17 protein-coding genes and 2 pseudogenes are annotated in these 17,340 nt (G+C 47.2%); 10 read left to right on the top strand and 9 right to left on the bottom strand.

The genetic code is table 11. The annotated features are described in order from the left end of the window. Window positions 1-165 precede the first annotated feature (165 nt). The 6 genes from MKY58_RS09930 to MKY58_RS09905 form a co-directional block, all read right to left on the bottom strand. The gene (locus MKY58_RS09930; protein ID WP_339324386.1) at window positions 166-489 is read right to left on the bottom strand and encodes a hypothetical protein; all 324 of its coding nucleotides are present in this window, start codon (window positions 487-489) and stop codon (window positions 166-168) included. A 287-nt stretch (window positions 490-776) separates the two neighbouring features. Next, on the bottom strand, window positions 777-1,154 hold the full coding sequence (locus MKY58_RS09925; RefSeq protein WP_339324385.1) for a DUF779 domain-containing protein: 378 nt from the start codon (window positions 1,152-1,154) through the stop codon (window positions 777-779). 16 nt (window positions 1,155-1,170) lie between these two features. Then, entirely contained in the window at window positions 1,171-2,691 is a 1,521-nt protein-coding gene (gene adh, locus MKY58_RS09920) for an aldehyde dehydrogenase (protein ID WP_339324384.1), read from the bottom strand. Window positions 2,692-2,953: 262 nt separating this feature from the next. Then, window positions 2,954-3,595: a DUF1266 domain-containing protein gene (locus MKY58_RS09915; protein WP_339324383.1), complete on the bottom strand. Its 642-nt coding sequence runs from the start codon at window positions 3,593-3,595 to the stop codon at window positions 2,954-2,956. A 21-nt stretch (window positions 3,596-3,616) separates the two neighbouring features. Continuing rightward, the gene (locus tag MKY58_RS09910) at window positions 3,617-5,710 is read right to left on the bottom strand and encodes a tetratricopeptide repeat protein (protein WP_339324382.1); all 2,094 of its coding nucleotides are present in this window, start codon (window positions 5,708-5,710) and stop codon (window positions 3,617-3,619) included. Continuing rightward, on the bottom strand, window positions 5,710-7,410 hold the full coding sequence (locus MKY58_RS09905; protein WP_339324381.1) for a molecular chaperone HscC: 1,701 nt from the start codon (window positions 7,408-7,410) through the stop codon (window positions 5,710-5,712). The genes MKY58_RS09910 and MKY58_RS09905 overlap by 1 nt, the downstream gene beginning before the upstream one ends. A gap of 487 nt (window positions 7,411-7,897) precedes the next feature. On the opposite strand from MKY58_RS09905, the gene MKY58_RS09900 reads away from it, so the two are divergent. The 6 genes and pseudogenes from MKY58_RS09900 (at window position 7,898) to MKY58_RS09875 (ending at window position 11,997) form a co-directional block, all read left to right on the top strand. Next, complete coding sequence (locus tag MKY58_RS09900) at window positions 7,898-9,553, top strand: diguanylate cyclase (RefSeq protein ID WP_339325103.1); 1,656 nt, start codon at window positions 7,898-7,900, stop codon at window positions 9,551-9,553. Window positions 9,554-9,671: 118 nt separating this feature from the next. Then, window positions 9,672-9,875 (top strand): annotated as a pseudogene (locus MKY58_RS09895) (helix-turn-helix transcriptional regulator); the annotation flags it as partial. 110 nt (window positions 9,876-9,985) lie between these two features. After that, window positions 9,986-10,708, top strand: a complete 723-nt coding sequence (locus tag MKY58_RS09890; protein WP_339324380.1) for a hypothetical protein — start codon at window positions 9,986-9,988, stop codon at window positions 10,706-10,708. 5 nt (window positions 10,709-10,713) lie between these two features. Then, the gene (locus MKY58_RS09885; protein ID WP_339324379.1) at window positions 10,714-10,935 is read left to right on the top strand and encodes a hypothetical protein; all 222 of its coding nucleotides are present in this window, start codon (window positions 10,714-10,716) and stop codon (window positions 10,933-10,935) included. A gap of 303 nt (window positions 10,936-11,238) precedes the next feature. Then, window positions 11,239-11,427: a hypothetical protein gene (locus tag MKY58_RS09880; protein ID WP_339324378.1), complete on the top strand. Its 189-nt coding sequence runs from the start codon at window positions 11,239-11,241 to the stop codon at window positions 11,425-11,427. Window positions 11,428-11,709: 282 nt separating this feature from the next. Further along, window positions 11,710-11,997, top strand: coding sequence for a hypothetical protein (locus tag MKY58_RS09875; protein ID WP_339324377.1), 288 nt, complete (start codon window positions 11,710-11,712; stop codon window positions 11,995-11,997). 50 nt (window positions 11,998-12,047) lie between these two features. On the opposite strand, the gene MKY58_RS09870 is transcribed toward MKY58_RS09875, so the two are convergent. Together MKY58_RS09870 and MKY58_RS09865 are read right to left on the bottom strand one after the other, a co-directional pair. Then, complete coding sequence (locus MKY58_RS09870; protein ID WP_339324376.1) at window positions 12,048-12,299, bottom strand: hypothetical protein; 252 nt, start codon at window positions 12,297-12,299, stop codon at window positions 12,048-12,050. 697 nt (window positions 12,300-12,996) lie between these two features. Next, window positions 12,997-13,455, bottom strand: coding sequence for a hypothetical protein (locus tag MKY58_RS09865; RefSeq protein ID WP_339324375.1), 459 nt, complete (start codon window positions 13,453-13,455; stop codon window positions 12,997-12,999). A 1,017-nt stretch (window positions 13,456-14,472) separates the two neighbouring features. Between MKY58_RS09865 and MKY58_RS09860 the strand changes: the two genes are divergently transcribed. Then, complete coding sequence (locus MKY58_RS09860) at window positions 14,473-14,829, top strand: hypothetical protein (RefSeq protein WP_339324374.1); 357 nt, start codon at window positions 14,473-14,475, stop codon at window positions 14,827-14,829. A gap of 26 nt (window positions 14,830-14,855) precedes the next feature. After that, on the top strand, window positions 14,856-15,170 hold the full coding sequence (locus MKY58_RS09855; RefSeq protein WP_339324373.1) for a hypothetical protein: 315 nt from the start codon (window positions 14,856-14,858) through the stop codon (window positions 15,168-15,170). 322 nt (window positions 15,171-15,492) lie between these two features. On the opposite strand, the pseudogene MKY58_RS09850 reads toward MKY58_RS09855, so the two are convergent. Beyond that, a pseudogene (locus tag MKY58_RS09850) lies at window positions 15,493-16,075 on the bottom strand (recombinase family protein). Window positions 16,076-16,286: 211 nt separating this feature from the next. Between MKY58_RS09850 and MKY58_RS09845 the strand changes: the two are divergent. After that, window positions 16,287-16,805, top strand: coding sequence for a VanZ family protein (locus MKY58_RS09845; protein ID WP_339324372.1), 519 nt, complete (start codon window positions 16,287-16,289; stop codon window positions 16,803-16,805). Further along, complete coding sequence (locus MKY58_RS09840; protein ID WP_339324371.1) at window positions 16,795-16,965, top strand: hypothetical protein; 171 nt, start codon at window positions 16,795-16,797, stop codon at window positions 16,963-16,965. The genes MKY58_RS09845 and MKY58_RS09840 overlap by 11 nt, the downstream gene beginning before the upstream one ends. The last annotated feature ends 375 nt before the right edge of the window (window positions 16,966-17,340 follow it).

Raw genomic sequence — 17,340 nt, 5'->3', positions numbered from 1 at the left:
AGTTGCCTTTTTCAAAATTTGAGCATCGCCTCTGATCGTGGCCCACGTCATCTCCACATCCCCCCATGACTTGTTCCAGCTCTTTAAAAAAGGCCCCCCGGTACGGAAGGCCTTCTTGTGCTGCTATATTCAAAAAACCCCAACCGGGACAGGACCAAACGAGGTCTACCCGGCGTTGACTTGCGTCTGCGCTTGTTCGTCTTCTTTGACGCGGATGAAATCGGCGTGAATGTATTCCCGCGTGACCGGATCGCGCTGCACCGCTTCCAGAAGAACGGTTATAGGTCCATGATTTTCAAGATTCAGCTCGACAATCCCGTCTCCCCCGCTTCGGATCCATCTTGCGAATTCCCTTGCGGACAGGTGGATATGGACATGATTTGCACCCGAACCGAAAACGTTCGCGGGCAGCCGTCCCGAGTTCCGTAGACGTTTGAGGCCCGTCCGATTCATTGGCGTGCGCTGCAGAGCTTGAAAACATGTTTTCATTTTAACAACTCTCCTCTTATCATTGGTCATTTATGCTCTCCAAAATCAATCGTCTATTCGACTACGGATTTCGCCCCCCGTAGCTGGGGAAGCACGAGCACCATCACATCACCGCCCTTTATACATTTAATGTCATTTAAAACCGAATATGGGATAAGGCATTTCGTTCCATGGAACGAAATGCCTTATCTACCGGTAACCATATCATAGAAAACCGCTCTTGTCGACCGCTCGTCCTCTTGGATCCGGTCATGGATTGCAAGCGCTTTGCAAGCTTTGATGCCGTTTTACAAAAGCTTCAATTTTCGCTGCTCCTCTTCGGTAAAAACGCGGGAGCGGGTCAGAAATCTTTGCCCCTCCGGTCCTTCCAGCGAAAACATGCCGCCGCGGCCCGGAACCACGTCAATGATGAGCTGCGTAAATTTCCAATACTCGTATTGGGCCTTGCTCATGTAAAAAGGAGCGCCCCCGATCTCTCCCATCAGCACGTCGCTGTCGCCGACGATAAATTCGCCTAATGGAAAGCACATCGGGGAACTTCCGTCGCAGCATCCCCCCGATTGATGGAACATGACCGGCCCGTGTTTCGAGCGAAGCCGTTCAATCAGTTCCAATGCGGCCTCCGTCGCAACGACCTTGCGAACTTCGCTGTCCCCTTGCGTCATCTGCGGCTCCTCAGGCTTAGAACAATCCGAGCGCTTTCGGGCTGTAACTGACTAACAGGTTTTTCGTCTGCTGATAATGGGACAGCATCATCCGATGGTTTTCTCGGCCGATGCCGGACGACTTATAACCTCCAAACGCCGCATGAGCCGGATACGCATGATAACAATTCGTCCAGACGCGGCCGGCCTGAATTTCGCGTCCGACCCGGTACGCGGTGTTGACGTCTCGCGTCCAAACGCCTGCTCCAAGCCCATAAAGCGTATCGTTTGCGATTACAAGCGCTTCTTCCCGATCCCTGAACGTCGTCACGGCGACGACCGGTCCGAAAATTTCCTCCTGGAAAATCCTCATGTTGTTTTGCCCTTTCAAAACCGTCGGCTGGATATAGTACCCGTCCGAAAGCTCCCCAGGGATCGAAGCTCTGCCGCCGCCAATCAGGCACTCCGCGCCTTCCTGCCTGCCGATGTCGATGTAGCTGAGGATTTTCTCCATTTGTTCGGTAGAGACCTGCGCGCCGATCATGGTCGCCGGATCCAGCGGATGGCCTTGTTTGATCGAGGCGACTCGCTTCAGCGCCCGTTCCATGAATGCATCGTAAATGGATTCCTGAATCAATGCGCGGGACGGACAGGTACAAACTTCCCCTTGATTCAGCGCGAACAACGTAAAGCCCTCAAGCGCTTTATCAAAGAAAGCATCGTCCTTGTCCATGACGTCTTCAAAGAAAATATTCGGCGATTTGCCGCCGAGCTCCAGCGTCACCGGGATGAGGTTTTGCGAGGCATACTGCATGATCAGCCGCCCTGTCGTCGTTTCGCCGGTAAAAGCAACCTTGGCGATTCTGCTGTTCGATGCAAGCGGTTTGCCCGCTTCAAGCCCGAACCCGTTCACGACGTTGACGACACCCGGCGGGATCAGGTCCCCGATCAGCTCCATAAGCACCATGATCGAAGCTGGCGTTTGCTCCGCCGGTTTCAACACCACGCAGTTGCCTGCCGCAAGCGCGGGCGCAAGCTTCCAAGTCGCCATCAGCAGCGGAAAATTCCACGGGATGATTTGCCCGACGACCCCGAGCGGCTCATGGAAATGATAGGCCACCGTATCATCGTCGATTTGGCTGAGCGTTCCTTCCTGTGCCCGAATGCAGCCGGCAAAATAACGGAAATGATCGATCGCAAGCGGCAAATCCGCTGCCAGCGTCTCCCGGACCGGTTTGCCGTTATCCCATGTTTCGGCCACCGCAAGCAGCTCGAGGTTGTCTTCGATCCGGTCCGCGATCCGGTTTAACATATTCGCACGCTCAGAAGCGGAAGTCCGTCCCCAAGCCGTTTTTGCTTCATGCGCTGCGTCGAGCGCCAGCTCGATGTCTTCCGCCGTCGAACGGGCAACCTCGCAAAACACCCGGTTGTTGACCGGCGAAACGTTTTCAAAATATTGGCCTTGAACGGGAGGAACCAATCTGCCCCCAATATAATTGTCGTAGCGTTTTTTAAACGTGACCTTCGATCCGTTTTGTCCCGGTTCAGCATATACCATATCCAAACAGCCTCCTCTAATAAAAATGTTGCTGCCATGCAGCCCAGACTCGTAAAATGGATCACCGAGCATGTCCAACACCATGTATATGGCGATATTTTCCAATCTAGTCCTGTTTTATAGAGAAAACTTTATGTAACATGGTTCGCTATGCGGTTTCATAGAGTTCGGCCCGTGACAAAAAAAGAACCCGCCCCTCGATGTTTACGTCTCTTTGCGCTGCAAGAGACCGCTTCTCAAGGGGTACGGATTCTTTTATCGCTTAGTTCAGCTGCACTTTCCGGAACGGGCTAAAGCGCGACCGCAGCAGCTTCGCGAAAACGGCCTGATTGTCCGAGATATAGCTGCTTCTTTTTTGCCCGAAAGCATAGGCGGCCCCGGCCGCAAAACCCGCCATGTAATCGTTCCAGTCCGAATAGTTTTCTTTCGCAAGCGCGACGAATCGGGCGACATAATCCCACCGCTCCTGTTCGGTCAAATAAACCATTTTCCTAGCGGCACAGCTGATAAACACGCCCCAGCTGCAATCGTACGCCGCGATCCCCCCGGCAGGCAGCCGCCCCAAATATTGGTTAGCGACGGACAGCTTATGCCGGAGGACCGGGTCCTGCGTTTCCTCGATATATCCGGCCCGCTTTTCATCCTTCAGCACGGACAATGTCCCGCCCAGATCCGCTAACTCTTTCCTCATTCCTTCCGCCAAAAACCACTCCAGCGCTTCTTTTAATCCGTCCGCATTTTCGATGTTCCATAATTTTAACGTATTGCGGGTATCCGTTGTTTTGGAAAACACCCTGTTCGGGTTTTGAACGTGATAGTCGGCATAACGCCCTTCGATGCACAGCGCCGTCATCGCATCGACATAGGGCTGCAAAGCCCCGGCAAGCTCCATCGTCTGCTGCAAGCCGATTCCTCCCTTCAAGCCTTAATTGTAACGCAGAAACCGCCATATTCTTCGAATTTCGGCAAAGACGGAGATGTAAAACAACGCCAGAATGAAAAACAGGATATAAAACCTTACGGGGATGCGGACATGACCGTCGCTTGCCGGCGTCTTAACCGCATCGACGTAGGTTTCCGGTTTGGGATACATAAACGGTAGATTCATCTGTACCTTTTTCATTCGTTCAAGGCTGTTCTTGATTTTGTCCGCTTCGTCTTTTTCCGGCAATGCCGCCGCGGCCGCTTCGGCTTCGGCCATATGGCTTCTCCATGCTTGGTATTCGCTGACGATATCCTCATCCGTATCGCGAACCGTTCCTTCCAGCTCGATCTTGCCCCGGCCGCCCATCTGTTCGGCCTGCTTTTGATTCGCAAGGACGATCAACTGCTTGCCGTTCAACTCTCCCACAAATACATATCCGGTTATAACCGAATCCGGTCCCTGCTTTTGCGCTTCTTCTTCTTTCAAATAACGGATATCCCCTTCATCCTCTTCATCCTCTTCCTTCGTCGTCACTTGAACCACGCCGGTATATTGCGCATTTTCAAGCGCGAGACGAACGCCGTCCACCTTCGCGGGCAGCCGGCCGAGTTCGTCGACGGAAGCCACCGTTCGGATTTCGAGCGGTTTATCGGCATGGGAGAAATAACCGGTCAGGCTTTCCCCTGTGTACTTCGCAAAAGAGGATGCCGCATAAAGATGCAAAATGACAAGGATGACCAGGCTGACCCATTTCCCCGAGAGCAGAAAATAAGCGCCCTGCTTGAGCCGCAGGCCAAGAGGTTTGCTGCCCAGCGCCCGCAGCAGCTTTTTCCGTTCCGATTGTTTGCCGCTGGCAGGCCGGGCCTTCAGCGCGTCCAGCTTTTGCATGTCGATGTCCGCCAGGGCCAACACGGCTTCGATATCGTTTGGCTGTTCGTCCGCGATCCGTTTGAACATGCCGCGCGCCTTATCCAGCTCTCCAAGCTTCATGTAACAGCGCCCGGCAATGGAAAGCGCCAACCTGTTGGAAGGGTTACGCTCCAAAATGAGATTTGCGTCCTGGAGGCTTTCGTTAAGGTTGCCTTGATCAAGCCAAAGCCGTGCCCGGTGCAGGTATCCGTCAATTTCGTCAGGCTGAAGCCGGATCAATTCGCTGCTTGCCTGAAGCGCTTTATCCCGCTCTCCCGTCTGCACGTAACATTCCGTAAGCAGCCGGACGACATCCGGATCGGCCCCGAACATGCCTGCCGCTTCTTCAAGCAGCTCCGCCGCCGACTCGTAATCTTGTTCCAGCATCAGCAGCAGCCCTTTTTCCCGCAACCACAAAAAATCCTCCACATCGGCATCCTGTGCCTGCAAAAGCGCCGAATATCCCATATGCAGCAGCGACGGTTTCTCCACCGCATAGGCGTATACGTTCGGGAATTCGTCCTTGAACTCTTCCGGATCCTCCGCAGCCATTTCGCTCCAATGAAAAGCGCCTTCCAGTATCGTCCAAACGGCTTCGGGCACAAAATGATGATCATCCATGAAATAAAGCAGCCGGCCGGATACATTGGACTGGATGCTTACGTTCCAGATGGCGTCGGAATGAAGCAAATCCATCCACCGGTTCGGATCGATTCGCGAAGGAAAATCCTCGTACAGCCGTTCGATCCGTTCCATGAAGGATTCCGCCGGATCAGCCTGCTCGTGGGGCAGGGGCTGGCCAAAATCGGCAACGCGGCGGTGAACGTACGTCATTTCGGTCTCGGGCTCCGAAGCGGACCCAACCTCCTCCTGTCCGTCTTCGTCCAGGTCGAACATCTCGCCATGCCAGGCTTTATGGTGCTGCTCCAATTCCGTCTCCGTTTCAAAATAAGCCGATGTCCCGTCTTCCTCCCGCAGCCCTTCCGGTTCCGCGGAAGCCGCGGTTGCCGTTTGTTTCCGCTGCCGCTTTGCTTCCTTCAGGGCGAAATCATATGCCTCCCTGAGCCGCTGATACCCTTCCGGATCGTCCTCGGGATGATGCTGCTTCAGTTTGGCCGCATATGCCTTTTTGATCTTGGCGGTATCATCCGTCGCTTCGATCCCGAGGATATTCCAAACTTGCATTAATAGTCACGCCACCTTTCAAGCTCCTCCAGCTGTTTCTTTAAGACCGCTGCCGCCTTTTTGACGTCCTGCTCGTTTTGGGAGGCAAGCACCTGCTCGAATCTTTGCAGCAAAAACGCGATCTCCGAGCGTCTTTCGCCCAGCGATTCCTCGTAAAGCCGCTCCCCTTTCGCCAGCAGCAGCCGGTTTTCCGCACGTTCGCGGGGATGGATTTTGATGTCTTTCAGCTGCTGCAGCCGTTCTTCGATTTCCTTTTGCGACAGTTTGCCGGGATTTTTCTCGATGACGGTTCTTTGTTTGAGGCCTGTGCTCAGCACGGTAACCTCGACTTCCAAAATTCCGTTGATGTCATACGTAAACCTGACGTCGATCGACTGGTTCCCCGCTTCATCGGCCGGGATCTGGACCTCCAGCTCGCCAAGGCGGATATTGTTGTCCACTTTTCGGCTTTCCCCTTGGTAGATCACGACGCGAATGCTTTTTTGCTGATCGTGGATGGTGCTGTAGGTTTCGACCTTGCTCACCGGAATCGGCGTGTTCCGCTCGATGATCGGGCTGAAATGGCCGCTGTTGAATTGGCCGCCGCCCAGCGGCTTCGTCGTTTCGATGCCAAGCGTATAAGGACATACGTCCGTCAGCACGACCTCTTTGAGCGCCTCGTCCCTCTGCTTGAGGGCCACCTGGATCGCCGCGCCCAACGCCACCGCCTCATCCGGGTTGATTTGATTGAAGGGCAGCTTGCCGAACATGCGGCTGACGACCGATTTGATGACCGGCATACGCGTGGCTCCGCCGATTAAAATGACCGCATCGAGTTCGTCCGGCGTAAGCGAGGCGTCGCGCAGCGCGCGTTCGATCGGATGTCGCAGCCGAAGCATCAGCTGGCCGGCGATTTTCTCGAATTCGTTCCTGTCAATGGTCGATTCGTATTCCTTCCCGCCCCAAGTAAAGCTCATTTCCCCGTATGTACCGTTTCCGATGCCGCGCTTGCATACTTCCGCTTGTTTGAACAGCGCGGATCGTTCCTTCGCTTCCAAGGCATGAATGTCGATGCCGTGCCTTTCCGCAAACCAGGATGCAAGGAGCTCGGTAAAATCCTCGCCGCCCAAATAATTGTCGCCGGCAATCGACTGGACTTCCATGACGCCCTCGAAAAATTCCAAAATCGACACGTCAAACGTGCCTCCGCCCAGGTCAAATACAAGAAACTTCGTTTCCGACTGCTGTTGATGCAGCCCGTACGCGATGGCGGCGGCCGTAGGCTCGCTGATCAGCCGCTCCACCTTCAGCCCGGCGATTTCCGCGGCCCGCTTCGTCGCCTTGCGCTGGGTATCGTTGAAATACGCCGGAACGCTGATGACCGCCTCCGTCACCTCTTGTCCGAGATAGGCTTCCGCATCCGCCTTCAAAGCTTTGACGACAAAAGAAGAAAGTTCTTCCGGCGAAAACGAATATCTGCCGAGACGGAACACCTTTTCCGTCCCCATATATCTTTTGAACGCCGCGGCCGTCAGCTCGGGGTGGGTGATCAGCCGTTCCTTGGCGATTTGCCCGACCAAAATTTCCCCGTTTTCGTCCACGCTGACGATGGACGGCGTTAGCCGCTCTCCGAGCACGTTCGGAATAATCACAGGTCCGCCCTCCGTCCAGCAGGCCGCAAGGCTGTTCGTTGTTCCTAAATCGATGCCTATCATTGTCACGAAAAATTACCTCATTCCACAAACGATTTTTATAGAGATATGCGCATGAAAACGGCAGGTTTCCAAAAAAATGGGACACAATCTTTATTATAACAAGCAATCCTTCCCCTAAAGTAGTTGCAAAAGTAACATAAAGCGGTGGAAGTTCACCCTTAAGCTGCTTCATATTTGAGTAGATTAGGCCATTCAAACTAGATTCAGCATAATCTGATTTTCCTAAAAGCGGTTTCGAATATGGAACGGAGATCACCTCCGCAAGCTTCGGCCGCATCCAGCCTTCGATCCCAAGCCGTTTGACCGCGATGCTCCTTCTCGGAAACCGGAACGCGTATTTTTCGCCGACGAGAAATACCGTATTGTCCCAGCCATGCCCCAGCGTCCTTATCTAAAATTTTCTTATCCTGAAATATTTTGTTCGTTTATCTTTTTCCGTGTTAGAATGAATGAGTCGACTTTACTTTAACACATTCGAGGTGTACATCGTGTGATGGCATGGATCGATTTATTCGTTTGCATCCTTTTATTGGCTTTGCTTGCGTATGTATTTATTTCCGTCACGATCACCGTCCTGCATAAGGTTTATCTCATGTTTCATTTCTTCATGACGTTATGGCCGCTTTGCCAGTTCGCCATCCAGGTGACGGATTCCCCGAGGCTCCAACTATTATACGTGAAGATCGCATTCGTGGATTTGGCGCTGTTGGCGGTGGGGTGGCTGTTTTTTACCCTTCTGCTGACGAAAAGGACGCTGCCCGTCCGCAAAGGACTTCCCGTGCTGATCGCCCTTCCGGCATGTCTAGCCGCAGCCATCGTCATCTCGAATCCGAACGGGATGTTCGTGCAGCCGCTGTACGGCCAATACGCCGAACGTAGTTACGGACCGCTTTTTTGGCTGACGTCTTTGGTGCTGATTGGGTATGGGGTCGTTTCGCTGTGGGTGATTCATTCCGCGTTGTCGGCCAGCCGGGCAGACCGGATCAAAAAGCAGGTCACGCAAGTGCTCCGCGGAATGGTCGTCGTCATGGCGTTTATTGGTGCGGATATTTTGGTGAACGTCGTCTTTCGCGTTTCCTCCATGGTCATTCCCGGGCTGACGTCGGCGGGCATTTTGCTTTCGGCTGTCTTTTTTATCGTCGCCATACATCGGGACAAGGTTTTTGATTTGCTGAAAATCGCCCACCAAGACATTATCAATACCATCAATCTGGGCATCCTGGTGCTGGACGATAACGAAATCATCGTGGAGACGAACCGTTCGCTGCCTGCCTTTTTGGATTTGCACATCGGCGACCGGTTTGAAATCGCGGATATTTTGCCGGATGCAGGCACCGGCACGTCGGGCACGTTCATTGCAAAATACAAAAACGATCCGCTCGAGAGCCCGGAAATCGACGTTTTATACGAAAAGGGCGACAGGCGTCATGTTCATATCCACGTTTCGCCCATCGTCGTCGGCGGGACGCGCGTCGGACGGATCATAACATTCCAGGACCGCAGCCGTCTGCGCCAGCTCATCGAAGAAACGGCAAAGCAAAACGAGATCCTGCAGGAACGCAATCAAACGTTAAGCGAGATGCAGCAGGAGCTGCACCTCACGAATCAGAAGCTTCAGCAAATGGCAATTACGGACGGCCTGACCGGCTGCTTCAATCGAAATTACATAACCCAGCAATTAGAGCAAGAAGTCAGAAATCATATCGAACGGCATATCCCCTTTTCCATCCTGTTGTTGGACATCGACTTTTTTAAGCTGATCAACGACCGGTACGGGCACTTGACCGGGGATGAGGTCATCTGCAGCACGGTCAACGTCATAAAGCAAACCCTTAGGGATACCGATATTTTGGCCCGCTTCGGCGGCGAAGAGTTCATCGTCTATCTCCCCTTTACCAGTTCGGAAGCGGCGCTGGATCTGGCCGAGCGGATTCGTGCGGCCGTTGAAGCGAATAAAATGATGGTGCCCGGCCTGAAAAACGCATTATCCGTAACGGTAAGCATCGGGCTGTTGTCCGTCGATCGTTTCCCGCTCGATTTGTTCCCGGGCTCCATGACCCTGATCAGCGAGCTGTTCCAATCGGTCGACCATGTGTTATACCAAGCGAAAAGGGAAGGCCGGAACCGGGTGGTGAGCGCCTCGAAATGAGCTTTTGGGGCTGGCTGGCTCAACCGGCGGTTGAACCGGGGAAAAAATCAATTTCAAAGTTATTGTCCGCTCCAATGCCCGCCGCTACAATGTGGTACATAAAGGAGCGTGGCATATCTTGAAAGAAACTTTGGCGAGAAACATCGTTAGATACCGGAAAGAACGGGGATTAACGCAAGAGGAGCTGGCCGCACGGCTTGGCCTCTCCTTTCAAGCCGTATCCAAATGGGAAAATGCGCAGTCGTTGCCCGAGCTATCCCTGTTGCCGGCGTTGTCCGAAACGCTGCAGGTCGGCATCGACAAGCTTCTGGGCTACCTTTCTTACGACTAACTGATTTTGCCCTAGCTGGATTAGCACGTGAAGGCTTGCTGAAATCCGGGAACCGGGTCGTGGCGACGATGGTTGATTTCGAGGAGTCGAAGTCCGGTATCATGGAAGTTATTGTTTCGACCGGGGTACCTACAGATGATTTCAATGATGCTGCAATCAAAGACATAACTACAGCTCTTTTAGGAGACCACAACATTGTGGTAAATGGAGATAGTCTTAACATTCGGGTCAAAGAAGTGCATGTAAATCCGCAGCCGGTGGGAACCGCATATAACGAGGTCCTGGATATCGAGGGTTTTATCAAAGAGGAACAGGCAAGTTTATTGGAGGAGCAAGTTGTTGTCGTTGACATCGGCGGTGGTACACTGCTGATTGACACGCTTAAAAATATGAATTTGAGTAACCCTAGAACCCAAAAGCCGACAGGTGTGTATGATCTATATGATCGTATCGTGAATCTCGTTACAGAATCCGGAATTAAAGGCATTACTTCCTATGAAGTAGAACGGATTTTAAGAGAAGCCAACCCAAAAGAAGGTTACTTCTTCAAATCAAACAAAAATGAATCATTCCCTATTACGGATCAAGTAAATAAAGCCATTACGAAGTATTCAAGGGAAGTTTTAAACACGATTAATACAACTATCAAGGCAACTCTAAGAAACGATACCATGCTATTTACGGGCGGCAGATCGAATGTTATTAGACAGGAAGATGCAAGGGCACAGTTTAAGTTTGCTCGTTTTGTTGAAGATTCTGAAATTGCCAATGCTCTTGGATTTTACAAGTTTGCAAAAGCCATGGTAGCCGCTAGATCGGAGTGATTACATTGGGCGAAAAAGTAAGGGTTGAAGTTACCTTCAATACAGACAAGCATGCAGATATTCTTGAAGCCATGAAAAAGTTCGGTAATCAAGCCGGGTTTCTTAAGTTCGCTGCGGCTTATTATGTTAACACCATGACTGCCAGCAGCAATGCGGTGGCCCAATTTCCCCAAGCCCCAGTTGAACCGGAAACACCAAAGAAAGCGAATACGAATCCGGATGAGTAAACTAAAAGAAAACTGCCGCCAGGCATTGGCAATCAGGCATTTTCAATTCGAATGGATGATTAATTACGGAGTGCAGCTTCCTGCTGCGCTCTTATTTATGTAAAAGTTCTCTGATTTGATATGAGCGAAGTGAGAGATCCGTGAGCGCGCTCATGAGTGATGGGATGAAATCTAATAACTTTTCGTACAAAAAATTGTTTATACAAATATAAGAAGCAAGCTTTGATAAAATCTAAATATTAACTAGATGACTAATTTAATATATAATAAAGTATAAAATACATATATTGGGAGTATAGTCGTATGAAGTTAAAAAGTCTATTTATCGGAAAAACATTGGCTCTGGCTCTATCATTAACGCTGTTGGGATCAGCTTCGGCATTTGCTGATTCTGCAAGTCAAGGAACATCCACCGGTGGAAGCTCAGCTAATGCAAACGGTGACGAAATCATTTGTACTGATATTGCTAAAGGTGATATTAGCTACGAGTAAGATGAAAATGGAAAGCATATCAAGCAAATTTTAAAAATTTCTAATACAGAAGAGTATGCGAAAGAGGCAGGTTTTACACTACCTTCACCTGATGCTGAAATTGTTCACATCACTCCTATCATTGATCGTAGCGAAACTAAGTCCCCTGTTTCCCCCGTTGGTTCTGTCTCTCCACAAGAAATTGGGGGTAAAGAATATTATATTAAAAACATTACCGGCCCACGTCTAGGTTGTGGTCAGGAAGTCATTAGACACTCCTTTTATTCTCTTCCAGGAGGAACAATGTCTGTTTCTCAAGGCGTTAGTGCAACATACGGAGGAAGTGTCAGTGTCAGTGCAAAAATTGTTTCTGCTGCAGTCAACTTTTCGGTAACTTCAACTTATACTGTATCGGACTCACAAACTGTAACTATTCCTTCTGGCAAAACAAGAGCAGAAGTTATAGCTCATCCTATTTATGATATTTATCAGTACGACATTTGGGAAAAAGACCTTTTCTTTGATGACTCTGTCGGGTACGGTCACGCAGATAAGCCTGTAGGAGTATGTTTTGATGTAATATACTCTTAATTCAAACACTTAAAAGGAGGTTCACATTTTTGTGAGCCTCCTCATTTTAGTTATTTCTGTAAAAAACGAAATAATCCAACAGATAATAATATACCTCCAAACAAACGATATCCAATAATGTATGATTCCAAATGCACTTTGAGGTCAGCAGAATCAGTACTTCCTCCCACATTACTTAGAAATTCTAAAGCACGGTCATCCCCCATACTAGTACTATTTAGAAGATACCGAGCACCCACGATTATACAAATTAAGGCCAGTAATCGAATTAATATTTCCTTTATTGGAATATTATCAAACAAGAAATCCCCTCCTTTTTTATAATTATAAATCTTTTTTTACAGAAAATACAAAATAATCAAAAAAATTAGCCCCGTTGATGACTTATATAAAGTGGAAATTTAAAGTCAACTTCAAAACATAATGTTCAAAATCCCGACTTTTGTCCACATGTCTACTCCCCTTAGCCCCCCCGAAAGGGACATTAAAGCTCAATGCTGATCGAACTGGGATTGACGCTCCACTTTTTTTCTGAGCTCCACTTTGTTTAATATTGAGTCCAATAATCGATATTGATTGTTGTTGACCTTTTAGACTTAGCGTCCTCCCAGCCTCTGAGGATCTGAACGGTTTGTACATACAGCTTATCTTCCCAAATAATAAAATGCTGCTTCTCAAGCGATAATAACGCTTTAGTTATGTCTTCCTTAGATCTCCCGTTTTAATCATCACCTCATTCATGGACGGCAGCCGGCGCCGTCCACTGGAATAGTTATAAAGGATCCGGGATCTACAGCGAACAAGTCCAAAGCATAAGCTAAGGCAGCATACCTCCCATGCTCAAGTTGATAAAAACGTAAAGCCAGCCGGCGCTTTTCCCAAACAAACACCACCCGGAAAAGCCCTACCCAGTAACTGGTCAAGACCCCATTTAGTCGACATCGAAAAAACACCTAAGCTGTAAACTGGCGTTGGTTCCCTCAAAAAACACGTTGCACGCTATTGCTGACTTGGCTTATATACTGAGATCGATTCAAAATATAATTGTTTTAGTTCCTCTTTCTGGTTTTCCAACGGCATTTCTTTGAACCATGCTTCATTCATATCTTCTTCTTTAAAATTACTTGGTCGCCAGAAAGTTATCCCCATTTGTAAAAACGAGTAGGTAAAACCTAAGTCATCTCCTCTGTCATAAGGAGAAATTACATCAAGATTATTGATAATTTCTTTTACTTTAGTTTTAAATGGATCTATTCTATCAAAACCGTTAATTAATAATTCAAAATTGAAATCTGGGTGTCTAGCAACTTCAATAAAACTAGCACATTCATTCATATCCCACTCAATTTTGAAGAATAAGGGAGTGGTCCTTATGATCCTCTCTGCCTCAACCTTATCCATCCCTAAATAAAAGTCACCAATTGACTTTCCAGGCTCAATTACAATTTTATCGATCATGGCCACTCACTCCCTTAATCTTAAGAACTTACAAAACCGAAAAACCCTTCACAAAGTATTATATTTTCCGGTATATACTTATCATATTTTACAGCCAATGACGAACACTTACCATCTAGATCAGAAGCACTCTTAAATCCATTTACTTCAAGTTGAACTAAATCCTTTGACCTTTAATAGTTCTCAAATCGAGTAAAAAGATACCCCGTAAGTACAATTGGAAATCCAACTTGGCTGCTGATAGCACTAAGCAGGTATGTGAATTGTTGCCCCTCCCCCATAATAATCCCCCCCTCTCTGACATTGCTTTACGAAGTTCTAAGCGCGGAGACTCGAGTTTTACGGATCGCTTGAGGTGATACACCACATAATTTCGATACTTCGTCGTCTTGATAATCCATTACATATACTGTTGTAATTACATATTTTTGTTTATCAACAAGATTAGTTGGTTGGCATTTGTTACTAACCTTGATTGATACCATGAACTGGTTTTATCAAATTGGTATAAAAATGTCATCCTTATATTTTTTCGACTGAATTCCATATGATGTATTCATGCCATCCTTGTCCCACCCACAAGTGGAGTACCATCATTCTCTCCATTCATCCCTAAAGGCATCCCTCAGCTTTAGTTTTTTCTCTTCTGCATCGCCTCTAACTGTCCATTCTGGCAGAAATACAATGAGCAACTGCAGAACTGCCGGCTTAACCAGACAGCCTCGCCTGTCTTAGAATCCTATGGGGTATCGCCAACCAAATGACATAAAACCCACGCTAAGAGACTTTTCATGCGAAAAAACCGGTATTTCCTACGCTAAGGAATTACCGTCTTCACCCTATAATAGCAAAGAATTAAGGTGTAACTTTTTAATAGTTGAAAGTGTTATATATTCTGAATGTATTTTTTAAAAGAGGATACATTGAGAAAATATAACTTTCACATCTAGAGCTACCTCTTATGAATAATTGTTTCTTAGAATTAATTTAAATATTGAGGAAGCTTTATGAAATCACATGCTACTATCTGTCTCTTTAGTTGCTGCAATGTTCACACTTCCTTTAAGCGCATTTGCTGATCCAACCATAGAAACTCCTTCTTTTTATTTACCACCCGGAAAAAAGCCGACTCTTACGCTAGTTCCGTATCCATACTCTGGTGGATCTATTCCTGGTAATTGTGATGTATATTACACACTTGTTGACGTTGCTACAAATAACTGGATAAGTGGTGGAGTCCGAATCAGTAAAAATTACACTAGTACAAATTTTTTCTATACATTTAATAACGTACTGGCAGGAACCTATATTGTTGTAATTTCTAACTATCCGAGCGCTTATGCTATGAAGGGGAATGAATATTTTACACTTTAGTAAAACATACGAGAGGGGAGTAATTAATGAAGATGAAAGCTAAGTCTACTATATTGCTTGGAACAATTGTCGGGATTATTATCGTTATGGGTAGTATTGTAGGTGCAAAATCTTTTGCAGAAACGGAAGAACCCTCAAACGTATATATCAATCCAAGCGTAGAAACAGTGGGGGGGATAATGAAAACATCTGAAAAAATAGATCAAATTGAAAAGAATACCTCTCTCATTGTAAATGACTTTGGTGAATTTATTAAGAATAATACCTATGATTATTCTAACCTAGATGATTCTGAAATTTCACAGAATGATAAAGAATTAACTGCTAATACAAGGTTTTAATTGAAGATTATGGTGTGTATGTTAATAAATAAAATCTATTATTTTTATTCAATCCGAAGAAATTTTGTCCGTATCGCTGGGAATGTCTACAAAGGTGGGAAAGTCGTATAACACTTGGCCACTCCGTATCCAAGACACAGAACCCGGTAGTTCCTTAGCGTAGGAAATACCGGATTTTTCGCATGCAAATCTCTTAGCCAGGGTTTTATGACATCTGGTTGGCTGTAACTCCCTATAAAAAATATTCATACAAAGCAAAACATTTCAGGGTGAATATAGCTGTCATCAACACTTGTTCATTCAATAAAAATCCGAATTGCCGTTAATCTCTATGTAGTTCGTATTCCCTGACACGTCGGTAAAATGTCGCCTTTTTCATTCCGATTTGTTGCATGGCCGCAGTCGCGGTCAATGTACCGGATTTCCAATCCTTATATACTTGAACAAACTTGTTGTCAATTTCCTGCTTTGGCCTGCCGAACGTCACCCCCTCCGTTCGAGCAACTTCAATCCCTTCTGCCTGGCGCTGTCGGTTCTATTTCCGTTCCTGCTCGGCCACGTAAGCCAACACACTTAAAAATTGATCCTCCAGCAGCCTACCGATGTCCCCCATTGTCTTGAATTTTCTACTGTCAAACAAAGCCTCATTATCTAGGCACACAATGTCGGCATTCCGTTATAATTCCGTCGTAATCACGCCCCAAGCGATCCAGTCCATCCATATAAACAAGGTCTCCCTCCCGAAGCATCATTCGCATGACCTGATAACGAGGCCGCTCAAAGTCCTTGCCGCTCTGCTTGTCGACGAATAAAAAGCGATCCTCAACACCTAGATCCCGAAACTTGACAAATTGCCGTTCAGGATTTTGGTCCTTAGCACTTACACGTCCATAAGCAAACTTCAATTCCCCATCCCCCCATATCCGTATCAAAAAGTCCTATTTCTAAGAGAGACGATTCAAAACTAATTTTGAGGTATTTTGACACGCAAATAAAGACGGTTATTCCACCGTCTCAAAAAGCATGCTTTTTGAAACATAGGCCGGTTATAGCTTTTTAAACTTTTTTTGATTTCTATTGTTTATATATATAACAAATGACTTGATGGAGGTTGAAATGAAGATTAAGAAAAGACAAATTAAGTGGATTTTTCGTTTGTATTTATTCTTGATTTTTATTCTTGTTGGTGTAAAGTTTACTGGAAATACGGATGTATTAATAAACCGAATTAAGGACAGGCTCGAACTCATAAAAGAAGGATACTGGCATATACAACTGACCCCCTTTAGAACGATCTGGTCAGCAATTAAGTTATACATTTTATATGATATTGGTGGGCCTGGATTATTTAATTTTATGGCCAACATAATTTTATTTGTACCTATGGGTTTCTTGATCGCATTACTTTTGCCAAAGTCTAACTTTTGGAAGGTATTTGTGTACTCACTTGGAATAGTTTTGTCTATAGAAATATTCCAATTTATTACTATACTCGGAGTTGCTGAAATAGATGACGTTATCTTAAATACTCTAGGGGCCTCTATTGGATACACTGTTTATCTGGTTTTCAAACCATTAGTTGATAAACACATTGAATCAATCTCAGATAGAACATCTTCTGTAAGTGGCCTATGACGTCCGGATGTTGACCGTGCCGGGTGGCCGGTACAGGGCTGCTCTGCTCGTCCAGATTGTAGGGAGCAGCAGCGTGCCGATTCTTCACCGTCTTATGGCCGTGTCCGCCCCAGCGGTTCTGGATGCCGTTAGCGTTCCGGAAGAGAAAAGCGCCGGATGACCTGGCCGTGCCTATGGTTCTTCACTTGTTCTAGCGCTGAAAGTAGGTTATTGATTGTTCGACTATTGCCGAGTGTTTAAGGTCTGTCTTGTCCTCATTCAGAAGATGTTGATTCGTGAGAATCCGGATTTTCTTCATATACTCCTTTGTTTCCTCTGACGGTTCTGGGAACAAATGGATGCCTTCGTCTAAGAAATACTTCTTGCCTTCAATAACTAACCCTTCTATATGAAGGGGCTTTCCGGTAACCAAAAACAATACCAGGTAGCCCCCATAACACAAACACTCATAACTTTAATGTATGATTACGCGGTAAAAATATAATTTTAATATGCAGCGGATTAACATACAATGAATTTAATTAAGCGACAGCTT

The organism is Paenibacillus sp. FSL W8-0194, from assembly GCF_037969745.1.
Lineage (GTDB): Bacteria > Bacillota > Bacilli > Paenibacillales > Paenibacillaceae > Paenibacillus_AQ > Paenibacillus_AQ cookii.
The sequence above is the reverse complement of the archived record's forward strand: the minus strand, read 5'-3'. Positions and strand labels throughout refer to the sequence as shown.